The 10451-nt window shown below is 66.2% G+C and carries 11 protein-coding genes; 4 read left to right on the top strand and 7 right to left on the bottom strand.

Features of this window, described 5'->3' with window-relative positions:
* A partial coding sequence (locus tag AC1D34_RS27360) for a beta strand repeat-containing protein (protein WP_476825896.1) occupies positions 1-1922 on the bottom strand: 1922 nt, incomplete at its 3' end.
* 618 nt (positions 1923-2540) lie between these two features.
* On the opposite strand from AC1D34_RS27360, the gene AC1D34_RS27355 reads away from it, so the two are divergent.
* Both AC1D34_RS27355 and AC1D34_RS27350 read left to right on the top strand, forming a co-directional pair.
* A complete protein-coding gene (locus AC1D34_RS27355; protein WP_441492805.1) occupies positions 2541-2720 on the top strand; it encodes a hypothetical protein in 180 nt (59 codons plus the stop codon).
* 123 nt (positions 2721-2843) lie between these two features.
* Entirely contained in the window at positions 2844-3176 is a 333-nt protein-coding gene (locus tag AC1D34_RS27350) for a YciI family protein (protein ID WP_441492806.1), read from the top strand.
* A gap of 83 nt (positions 3177-3259) precedes the next feature.
* On the opposite strand, the gene AC1D34_RS27345 is transcribed toward AC1D34_RS27350, so the two are convergent.
* From AC1D34_RS27345 to AC1D34_RS27325, 5 genes are all read right to left on the bottom strand, one after another.
* Positions 3260-4603, bottom strand: a complete 1344-nt coding sequence (locus AC1D34_RS27345) for an ATP-binding protein (protein WP_476825895.1) — start codon at positions 4601-4603, stop codon at positions 3260-3262.
* Complete coding sequence (locus tag AC1D34_RS27340) at positions 4600-5316, bottom strand: response regulator (protein WP_465248504.1); 717 nt, start codon at positions 5314-5316, stop codon at positions 4600-4602. Before AC1D34_RS27340 ends, AC1D34_RS27345 begins: the two co-directional genes overlap by 4 nt.
* 189 nt (positions 5317-5505) lie before the next feature.
* Positions 5506-5757: a hypothetical protein gene (locus AC1D34_RS27335; RefSeq protein ID WP_441492809.1), complete on the bottom strand. Its 252-nt coding sequence runs from the start codon at positions 5755-5757 to the stop codon at positions 5506-5508.
* 155 nt (positions 5758-5912) lie between these two features.
* Positions 5913-6548 (bottom strand): maleylacetoacetate isomerase, encoded by a 636-nt coding sequence (gene maiA, locus AC1D34_RS27330; RefSeq protein ID WP_476825894.1) that lies wholly within the window; start codon positions 6546-6548, stop codon positions 5913-5915.
* A gap of 140 nt (positions 6549-6688) precedes the next feature.
* A complete protein-coding gene (locus AC1D34_RS27325) occupies positions 6689-7399 on the bottom strand; it encodes a MarR family winged helix-turn-helix transcriptional regulator (protein ID WP_476825893.1) in 711 nt (236 codons plus the stop codon).
* A gap of 80 nt (positions 7400-7479) precedes the next feature.
* On the opposite strand from AC1D34_RS27325, the gene AC1D34_RS27320 reads away from it, so the two are divergent.
* Both AC1D34_RS27320 and AC1D34_RS27315 read left to right on the top strand, forming a co-directional pair.
* Positions 7480-8280 carry an alpha/beta fold hydrolase gene (locus AC1D34_RS27320; protein ID WP_476825892.1) on the top strand — a complete coding sequence of 267 codons (801 nt, stop codon included), beginning with the start codon at positions 7480-7482 and terminating at the stop codon, positions 8278-8280.
* A 52-nt stretch (positions 8281-8332) separates the two neighbouring features.
* Complete coding sequence (locus AC1D34_RS27315) at positions 8333-9538, top strand: ABC transporter substrate-binding protein (RefSeq protein ID WP_476825891.1); 1206 nt, start codon at positions 8333-8335, stop codon at positions 9536-9538.
* 136 nt (positions 9539-9674) lie between these two features.
* On the opposite strand, the gene AC1D34_RS27310 is transcribed toward AC1D34_RS27315, so the two are convergent.
* A complete protein-coding gene (locus AC1D34_RS27310) occupies positions 9675-10316 on the bottom strand; it encodes a CDP-alcohol phosphatidyltransferase family protein (protein ID WP_476825890.1) in 642 nt (213 codons plus the stop codon).
* Between the last annotated feature and the right edge of the window lie 135 nt (positions 10317-10451).

Genomic DNA, 10451 nt, shown 5'->3' with positions numbered 1-10451 from the left:
CTGGGCGCGGTCAGGGCAAGCGACGAGAAGCTGCCGCTGATCGTGCCGCCGCCGGTGACGTCGAACAGGCGATAATAGCCGGCCGAAGCGACATTGGCCGTGAGYGTGCCGCCGAGCGTCAGGTTGCCGGCCGCCCCGCTGCCGTTGATGATGATGTGGTCGTTGGTCGCGCCGCCCGCGACTCCAGGGGTGCCGAGTTCGAACACGGTGTTCGAGCCGGCATTCAGCGCCAGCGATCCTACCGTGAGCGTGCCCGGGCTGTTGCCGGCCGACAGCGTTCCGCCGGAGGCGACCGTCACCGCTCCCGCGATCGAACCCGAACCGCCAAGCGTCGTGCCGCTGCCGACGCTCACGCWGGACGAAGCCAGCGAGCCGTTCACGATCAGCGTGCCCCCGTTGATCGTGGTTGCGCCGGTATAGGTGTTGGCGCCGGTGAGCGTCCAGGTGCCTGCATCTATCTTCGTCAGCCCGCCTGTCCCCGTGGCGATCACCCCGGATGCGGTCCCTGTCCCCGGGCCGGCGAGGGTCAGGTTTTGGCCCGAGCCGGTAATGCCGCCGGAGACGGTCAACGTACTGGGAAAGGTCAAAAGGCCGGCGTTGATCTGGCTGTCCGCGGCGAGAGTGATGTCTCCGCCATAGGTGTTGGTACCACCGCCCGCTTGCAGGGCGCCGAAACCACCTGTGCCGCTGCCCGAGAGCGTGAGCGCCTCCCCGACGATGTTGACGCTGCCGCCGAGTATAAGGGACGCGCCCGATGCCACCACCGTTCCGTTCGCCGTCGAGCCGAGACCGAGACTGTTTGTCACGAACAGGCTGCCCGAATTCACGGTAGTGAGGCCGGAATAGGTGTTGGCGCCTGCCAGGGTCCATTGGGAGCCGGACTTCGTGATCGAGCCGGAGCCGATGGCGATCACGCCACGGATGGTGCCGCCATTGTTGCTGGAGCCGCCAAGCGTCAGATCCGTGTTGGATCCAGTGATGCCGCCCGAAAGATTCAGCGAGCTCAGGTTCTGGACATTGATGCTGCTGGATGCCGCAAGGGAGATCGCGCCCTGGAAGGCGTTCGCGCCAGAATTCAAGCTGGTGAGAGCGCCGCCCCCCGACACGCCAGTCCCCGAAAGCGTCAGAGCCTCGGCGCCGACGGTGATACCGCCCGTCAAGGCGAGCGTCGCACCCGAGGCGACCGTCGTTCCGCCGGAAACCGCGCCGAGGCCACTGGCGTTKGAGACCGTGAGCGTGCCCGCCGAAACCGTCGTCAAACCCGTATAGATGTTCGCACCGGACAGGGTCAGGCCGCCGGTACCTACCTTGGTGAGGCTGACCGGACCCTGGATCACGCCGGCATAGGCGGTGTCCGAATTCAGGCCGCCAACCGACAGAGTTGGTGCCGCCCCCCCGGGTCGTATGATCCCGGTGCCTTCGATCGAACCGATCGACAGCGTATCACCGGCGCCCATGGCCAAATTCAGAAATCCGCCCTGGCCAATAAATCGCGAGCCCGCCGCCGAGCTCCCGGCGCCGAACTGCATCGCGCCGTCTGAATCCGCAATGAGCGCCATCGGGCCGGTAACCGTGCCCGAGATGATGAACCCGCCCGCCGCTCCTGCAAACAGCGTCTGCTCGAAGGTCGAATTATTGGTGACGTTGGTGACATACAGAGCCGAGCCGGGGGCTGTCGACAGCGTGTAGGCGAGCGCGTTGTTGTTGTACTCGAGCAGCGTGAGCGAACCGCCGGACGCGGTGACATTTCGCTCTGCCGTCGGGCTGTTCGTGAAGGTCGCCGTATCCGTAGGCACGGTACCGCCAGCCCAGTTCGAACCGAGGTTGAAGTTTCCGCTGCTGCCCAGCCAGTCCGCCGCATGCGCCGTGCCGGGGGCCATCACAGGCGTGGCAGCGACGGCGAGCGCCAGACCGCTCACCATCGTTGTGTCCACCAGCGCACCCCGCCAACGCGATAGCGTATTGGCGGCGACGTCACGGCTCCTCGAAGGCATCATTTTATGCCACAGCCCCGCAGCGATGACGCCGGTTGCGAGCACGGATGGGGCGGTGAAGGATGTCGTCTCGCGCAGGGCGCGGCGTAGGCAGGAGATCATAGGCTCTCACGGTAGGCATAGGCCGTCGCCATTAGCCCGCGACGCAACCTGTGCAGTTTAGCGATTTAAGATCGTGATGCACCTGCTTTCTGACCTTGCGGCATTGTCGCGCCCCGCGGCGATTCAGCAACGAGGACGGACGAACCCTCAGCTATCACGCCTCCCAGAAAAGCAGCCATTGCAGAACCCCATGCGTCTAGTCGCCCGCGCAGCCATACAGTGTGCCGGCGTGCTCGGAAGCAGACATCGCGAATGTTTCAGATGGGTCGCTTCCGGCAGTGACGCGCGGCGGCGCAGAGGTCTGCTTTCGGGCGGAGACCCAACTTCTAACGCCGAGCGGCCGGATGGGCTCGGCTTCCATCGACACGTGGGGCCAAATTCCTCGCCATCACTGCTATAGTGGGCGCGAATACGGGAGATGTCCCGGCGAAGCAGGAGCAGATCGTGGCCGAGAGATTTGAACGGCATCGCCAACCCTGGACCCATGAGGAACTGGAGAAGCTGAAGCTGCTCGCCAGGAAGGGCATGGCCCTGAAGGCGATTTCGAAGGCGATGACGCGCAGCGAAGAATCCATCAAGGACCGCGCGAAACAGGATGGCATCGGGATCGCCAAGCTCCGCTAGACCAGCGGACCGGACATCGTATCGCGTCCGGTGATCCAACCCTTCCTGCTTGCATCGGCTTTCCCCCGAGATCCGCAATCCGCTCTTGCGGCCGATGCTTTGGCCCGTTGGAGGAGGCGACCCGTGCCGACATTCGTGACGATCGGGTATGGAGACCGTGAGGGCTACGACCGTACCCCGGTGGCCGTTCGAGACGCCGCCCACGCCCATGATGCGACGCTGCGGAAGGGCGGAGTGTTGATGGGTATCGCGGGCGCTCCCGTGCAGGTGCGCAATCCCGACGCTGCCCAGGTTGAAACGGCCAATGGCCCATTCATGACGTCGTCATTGCCGGTGGCGGGGTTTGCCATCATCGAAGCCGCCGATCTGGCCGAGGCCATCGCTATGGTTTCACGAACGCCCTGCGCCGTGGCCCATGGTGTCGTTGAGGTGTGGCCGCTCGAGCAGCGCTCATGAAACGGCACGTCGCGCTGCAGCCATGACTGTCCCGTTCGGTTCCACGGGATAGTCGCGGCACGGCCGGKCAAAGGTGTAAGCGCTCAGGCGCTCGTCGAGGCCGCAGCGGCATGGCGCGGCRGGCTGATCCGGGCCAAGAGGCCGCGCGGCTGGTTGTCGTGCAGGCTGAGCTCGCCATCATGGGCGGCCGCGATCGACCGGGTGATGGCGAGGCCGAGGCCAAACCCTTCTGAATCGATCCGCCCGCGGGCTTCGTCGCCGCGCATGAAGGGTTCGAGCAGGCGCAATCGATCGGCTTCCGGAATACCGGGGCCATCGTCGGCCACCTCGATCAGGAGGGCGTCGGGTTCGTCGCGAAGGCGGATGATCACCTGCGTGCCATGGCGCACCGCGTTCTCGACGAGATTGGTCACGGCGCGCTCCAGCTGCTGGGCATCGCCCGTCGCGACGAGCCGTCGCGGCCCCTCGTAGCGCGTCGATTTGCCGATATCGCTGAACTCGTCCGCGACGGTCTGGAGCAGGCTCGAAAGGTCGACGGCACCGCGCTTCTGGCGCCGGTCGACATCGCGCAGATAGGACAGCGCGCCCTGCACCATGGTGCCCATATGCTCCAGATCGCGGGTGAACTGAGCGCGCAGGACAGCGTCCTCGATGAACTCGACGCGCAGGCGCATGCGCGTGATCGGCGTCCGCAGGTCGTGGCTGATCGCCGCCAGCATGCGCGTGCGGTCGGCAAACAGCGCATGGATACGGTCCCTCAAGCGGTTGAGGGCGCGCGCGGCGGTGCGGACTTCGAGGGGGCCCTCCTCGGGCAGCGGCGAGGGATCGCGGTCGATCGAAAACTCCTCGGCAGCCGAGGCGAAGCGCGCGAGCGGCGCCGTGATGCCGCGCGAGGCCCAGAGCGTCAGCGCGCCGATATTGAGCCCGAGCACGATGATCGTGGCGACCACCAGAATGGAGATGGGGCGCGGTGGCGGTGTCCCCATTCCACCGGGCGCGATCTCGACATCGAGGCCCGTGCCGTCGGGAAGCCGGATCGCATAGCCTTGCGGCGGCCTGTCCCCGTCAGGCACCGGGTTCGGCTGCACCGCAAAACCCTCGCCCAGGCGCTGCGCCATGCCCTCCGCGGCGAAGGGATGCGGCTGCGCTGGCAAGGGGGCGGGGTCCTTGGCCGATAGCGTGAACCGGTAGCGCCGGTCGGCCGTGTTCGCGGTCTCGACGACCATCTGGCGCAGCTCAGGCGGCGTCCGGGCCAGCAGCTTCGCGATCGTCGCCACGCTCTCATAGGCTGGCGGCCCCGGTCTGCCGCGGGGCGCCTGCCAGACCAGGGTGACGGAGAGAACGAGATAGAGCAGGCCGATGACGCCGATCACGAGCAGCGCGATCTGGCTGCCGATCCGCGCGGGCAGGCGAAACGGGCGGATCATTGCCGGGCGACGGCGGGCGTGAAGAGATATCCGCCCGAGCGGATCGTCTTGATCAGCTCGGGCTCGCGCGGCTCGCGCTCGATCTTCTGGCGCAGGCGGCTGATCAGGATATCGATGCTGCGCTCGAACGGGGTGGCGGGGCGCCCCTGCGTCAGATCGAGCAGGGCATCGCGCGCGAGCACGCGCCCGGGCCGCTCGCAGAACACCCGCAGCAGATCGAACTCGGCGCCGGTGACAGCGACTCGGACATTGTCGGGATTGGTCAGCTCGCGGTTATTGGCGTTCAGCGTCCAGCCCGCGAAGGCAAACGAGCCGGGAAGCTCGTCGGGATCGGCCTGTCCGCCGCCCCGTCGTCGCAGCACCGCCCGGATGCGGGCCAGGAGCTCGCGCGGGTTGAACGGTTTGCCGAGATAATCGTCGGCCCCCATTTCGAGGCCGATGATCCTGTCGATATCCTCGCTGCGGGCGGTGAGCATGATGATCGGCAGCTGCGTCGTCAGGCATAGCCGCCGGCAGATCGAGAACCCGTCCTCGCCGGGCAGATTGAGATCGAGCACGATCAGGTCGAACCTGCCGTCCCGCAGAATCCGGTCCATCTCGCGCCCGTCGCGCGCGGTCGAGGTCCGCATGCCGTTCTGCGCGAGGTAGCGCGCGACCAGCGTGCTGATCTCGCGATCGTCCTCGACGATCAGGATATGCGCCGATGCGCTCACGTCAGGTTTCCAGGTTTCAAGCGATGCGAGCATATCGGAGGCTTAGGTCCCCTGCAGCCGTCATCATGGCTAAAGCATCGGCAGGGCCGAAGCATCGGCCGGAAAAGTGGATTGCGGTTTTCGGGGCAAAGCCGATGCAATCACAGTTGGTTAGATCATCGGACCGGATACGATATCCGGACCGATGATCTAAGGCCGATAGGCGAGATCGCGGCATCGGATCGTGCCGTCCGCAGCGATCCGGACGGCTCCGATGGCTTGCTCCCGCCCCGTCACCGGATCGCGATAGACCATGCGGCTGCAGGCCGAGGCAGTGTCGGCGGTGTCGGCCCCGAAGATGCGCAAGAGCACCACGCTGATCCACATGGCTGCTGCGGCGAGGACCCCCAGGGCGCGCCTCAGCGACGAGCCCGGCCGCAAGGGTGAAGGGATATCCGGCATAGGCGCTCCGACGTTGCGTGAGCCTGCCGGATAGGTCGCGTTTGTGGCCCCAGTGCCGAACGGATGTTGCTGGAGTGTTTCCGTTTGTATCCCTGAGCGCATCCTCCGCATCTGGCGCAGGGCGGAACTGGCGCCTTGACGATATGTCGGGCCAGCTACTCGGCATCGCCCTGCATCGACGGGTGGGCACTCCTGAAGGCAGGGTGCTCGTTGCACAATCGCTCGACCCGCAGGATGCGCGTGCAATGGTCGATCGGCACCTGGAAACGCCGCGCTGCGTAGAGCTGGGGCAGCAGGTAGATATCCGCCAGGCCGGGCAGGGGGCCGAAGCAATAACCCTCGTCGCCAATCAGCGCCTCGACGGCGCCGAGCCCCTGTCCGATCCAGGTGGCGATCCAGGCCGCAACCTCCGGTTCGGCCTGCCCAAGATTCTGCCTGAGATAGGATAGCGGTGCGACGTTGTGGAGGGGATGAATATCACAGCCGATGATCGCCGCGACGGCCCGGACCTTGGCACGCATGACCGGGTCGCGCGGGAGGAGAGCCGGAGCCGGACAGATCTCCTCAAGATATTCGATGATGGCGGGCGATTGGGTCAGGATGGTGCCGTCGTCGAGTTCCAGTGCCGGCAACCGGCCTTGCGGGTTGAGCGCGCGATAGCTCGCGCCATGTTGCTCTCCGCCGTTCCGGACGAGATGAACGAAGCGCGGCGTGACCTCCAGCCCCTTGAGCGCGAGCGCAATGCGAACGCGGTATGACGAGGTGGACCGCCAATAGGTATAGAGTTTCATCCTGCCTCCCCCTCGACGCGGAACGATGACGGCCGGGCCTTGATCGAAACCAGGTGGCGCCGGCTATATACATGATGGCCAGTACATAGGCTGCCAACGCCGCTTGTCCGACCCGCAAAAGCTGGCGGTAACGGGAGACGCTATAGCTCCGAAAGCGAACCCCAGTCCGGCACATGGGCGGCGAGCTTGTCGAGCAGCTGATCGAGTTGTCTTCGTTCTGGTTTGGACAGGCAGGACAGCATCGCCGCCTCGCGAAGTTTCAACGCCGGAATGTAGCGCTGATACAGGGCTCGGCCGGGATCGGTCAGGAAGAGCCGCTGACGTCGGCTGTCGGCTTCATCGGTCAGACGTCGGATCAGCCCCTTCTTCTCCAGCGCGATGGCCGCACGGCTGACGCCCGCCTTGAGATGACCCGAGAATTCGCAGAACTCGGCAGCGGTGATGCCTTCGCGGGAATGCAGCGCCAGCAGGATCACGATCTCGGGGCGYGTCAGGCCGAATTCGGCCTCGATCCGCCGGAATGACGGCTCGCGGTAGAAGTTCAGGATGTAACCGATCCTGTAGGCCGTTGGTATCTCGGTGCCTCCGAGCATCGCGCGCAGGCCCTCTTCGCGACCCACTCCGGCCACGTCCAGGTCCGTCGCTTCCAGGTCCGTCGCTTCCAGGTCCGTCGCTTCTGAATTTCGTCTCATATGAGACTTTTTTGTTGCTGTCATGACATCGCAGTCGTAGCATTCCGGGCAATGAGAGGACTTGGCGATGCCGCCCAGTCCCGGGGGAGGATCGCATGGATATCCCGGTTCCCGCCAGCGCTCGCCCCGCCGCGACAGGCGTGTCGTTCGGGCGAGCATTCTTCGCTGCAACCGGATCGCTGCCGATCYATGTCGACCATATCGCCGCGATAGCCGGGCCCAGGCGCTTGCCCGTCGTCATGGTCCATGGCGGCTGTCACACCGGCCAGTGCTATCTCGCGACGCCGGACGGGCGCCAGGGCTGGGCGACCCGCTTCGCGGCAGCGAGGCGCGACGTTTTCGTGGTGGACTGGCCCGGCCACGGCCGCTCGCCGGCGTGCGGGAATCTGGCGACCCTGTCGACCCGCGAGATCGCGCAATCCATTCTCGCCCTTGTGGAGATGGTGGGGCCGGCCGTCCTCCTGGTCCACTCCGCCAGCGGGCCGATGGCGTGGTGGATCGCGGAGCGGGCCTCTGGCGCGGTCGCCGCCGTGATCGGCGTTGCGCCGGGCGCGCCGGCCAACATCCTCCCCGTGCTGCCCGACGACCCGGAAGCGATTGCGAAGCTCAGGGACGATGTCAGCCTGGGCTGCCCTGTGATGCTGCCCGAGGACAGGCCGGTCGTGGTCGGCGAGGCGTTCATGCGGAGCTTCTGGGCCAACGCTCCGCGCTTTCCGCGTCAGGCCTTCGAGCAGTATCGGCTCTCGATTGTCCCGGAGAGCGCGCGGCTGTTCAACGAGCGCTTCAACATCGGCGGGCGCGGCTTGCAGATCGCGGACCCGGCCGCGCTGGCTCGGACGCCGATCCTGATCGTCACCGGTGATCACGATCCACGCCATCCGCGCGCGATCGACGAGGCGACCGCCCGCTATCTGGGGGCGGAGTTCCTGTGGCTGCCGGACGAGGGCATCTCCGGCAACGGCCACATGCCGATGATCGAAGACAACAGCGACGCCATCGCGGACCGGCTGCTCCTCTGGCTGGCCGGCCGGGAACTCTGACCCCCTGTTTCAAGCGAACCGCAGCAAGCGGACCAGTCCTGGGAGGACACTCATGAAGACGCTGCTACTGGCCGGAGCCCTGACCGCATTCGCCTGCACGACCGCCGCCGAGGCGCAGGTGAGCGACGATGTCGTCAAGATCGGCGTCCTGACCGACATGGCCGGAGTGACGGCCGATATCACCGGCAAAGGCTCGGTCGTCGCGGCCGAGATGGCGGTCAAGGAGTTCGGCGGAACCGTGCTCGGCAAGCCGATCCAGATCGTCACGGCCGACCATCAGCACAAGGCGGATGTCGGCACCACGGTGGCGCGGCAGTGGTTCGACATCGACAAGGTCGATGCGATCGTCGACGTGCCGAACTCGGCGGTGGCGCTGGCGGTGCAATCGCTGGCACGGGAGAAGAAGCGCATCGTGATGTATTCGGGTGCCGGGACGACGGCGCTGACCAACGAGCAGTGCTCGCCTTACGGATTCCACTGGACCTATGACACCTATGCCGTCTCGCGCGGCACTGCGTCGGCGGTCGTCAAGGCCGGGGGCAACACCTGGTTCATGCTGGCCTCCGACTACGCCTTCGGTCATCAACTGCAGAAGGACGCGACCGACGTGGTCGAGGCCAATGGCGGCAAGGTGCTCGGCGCGGTTCGTCATCCCCTGAACAATGCCGATTTCTCCTCGTTCCTGCTCCGGGCCCAGGCCTCCGGCGCGAAGGTGATCGGCATCGCCAACGCCGGCAACGACACGGTCAATGCCATCAAGCAGGCCGGCGAGTTCGGTCTGGCCGAGCAAGGCCAGTCTCTCGCGGCATTGATCTTTTTCCTGCAGGACGTCCACAGCCTGGGGCTGAAGGCGACGCAGGGCACCTATCTGACCACGGCGTCCTACTGGGACATCGATGACGCCTCGCGCGCCTGGTCGAAGCAGTTCATGGAGCGGACCGGGATGATGCCCTCGATGCTGCATGCCGGCGTCTACGGCTCCGTCCGGCATTATCTCAAGGCCATCAAGGAGGCCGGCACCGACGATCCCGACAAGGTCGCCGCCGCGATGAAGGCGATGCCGATCAACGACGCTTTCACGAAGGGGGCGACGATCCGCGCAGATGGCCGCGTGCTGCGCGAGATGTATCTCGCCCGTGTCAAGAAGCCGGCGGATTCCAAGGGGCCGTGGGATTATTTCGAGATCGTGCGAACGATTGCGCCGGAAGAAACCGTCTGGCCGCTCTCCCAGAGCAAGTGCCCGCTGCTTCCGAAATAGCTGCGGGCGGCCCGGCGACTGAAGGTACCTCTATTGTAATTGAGACGATGCACCTGTGGGCCTTGCCAGCCGGTATCGTCCCGCTTCGGTCGTCGGGGAATGTCGGGGGCGGCGTCGAGCGAGATCGTGAGCTCGCTCAGCGCGCGCGCAACGCCCGGACCACATTTGCGGCCCGCCGCAGCGTGGTCACGGCGGCCCCAGCCGCGATGAGCCACAGGGCGACAACCATGACCTCGTTATGGCCGCGCCAAAGCGGCTCCAACAGGGACAAGACGGCCGCTGCGGTGATCACCGCCATACGGTGCTGCTTGGCCATCGGGCCCGAGAAATCGGCCGGCAGCCCGCAGGCGCGACCGAGCTCGCGCGTGTAGGCGGTCAGCACCGCGAGGGCGGCCGCCGCCCAGCCCAGGGCCGGGATCCCGGCCCCGTAGCCGGCGCCGACGAGAATGAGGATATCGGCGACGCGATCCGGGAACTCGTTCCAGAACGGTCCGTCGGGTGCCTGCTTGCCGCCTTCGATCGCCACCATTCCGTCGAAGAGGTTGCAGAGCAGCCTGAGCTGGCAGAACAGCGCAGCCGCCAGGAGCAGGGCTGCGCGCAGCCCGGCATCCGCCAGGCCCGCAAGCCAGAAGCCGGCGCCGGCAAAGGCCGCCATCACCATGCTCGCCATCGAGATCTGGTTCGGCGTGATCGCGGCCGCGCTCAGCCTGCGCGCGATCGAGCGGGCCCAGCCCGAATCCCGGCTCGCGAGCGGGCGTCGATTGTCGTCCTCTGCCACGGTTCAGGCCTTCCTGCTGCGCCAGAGCGAGACATTGTAGAGCGCCGCATAGCTGGTCGCGACGGTCCAAGGCACCGCGATCGTCCTGACGATTTCGGGCGTGCCACCAAGCGTATGGATCACGGTGAGCAGGCT

This window comes from Allobosea sp. P1_A7 (assembly GCF_056406775.1).
The sequence above is the reverse complement of the archived record's forward strand: the minus strand, read 5'-3'. Positions and strand labels throughout refer to the sequence as shown.

Excerpts from the sequence above, each read along its gene's own strand:
- AC1D34_RS27315 (WP_476825891.1), top strand. The coding sequence starts at position 8,333 with ATGAAGACGCTGCTACTGGCCGGAGCCCTGACCGCATTCGCCTGCACG.
- AC1D34_RS27335 (WP_441492809.1), bottom strand. The coding sequence starts at position 5,757 with ATGCCGGATATCCCTTCACCCTTGCGGCCGGGCTCGTCGCTGAGGCGC.
- AC1D34_RS27320 (WP_476825892.1), top strand. The coding sequence starts at position 7,480 with ATGGTCCATGGCGGCTGTCACACCGGCCAGTGCTATCTCGCGACGCCG.
- maiA (WP_476825894.1), bottom strand. The coding sequence starts at position 6,548 with ATGAAACTCTATACCTATTGGCGGTCCACCTCGTCATACCGCGTTCGC.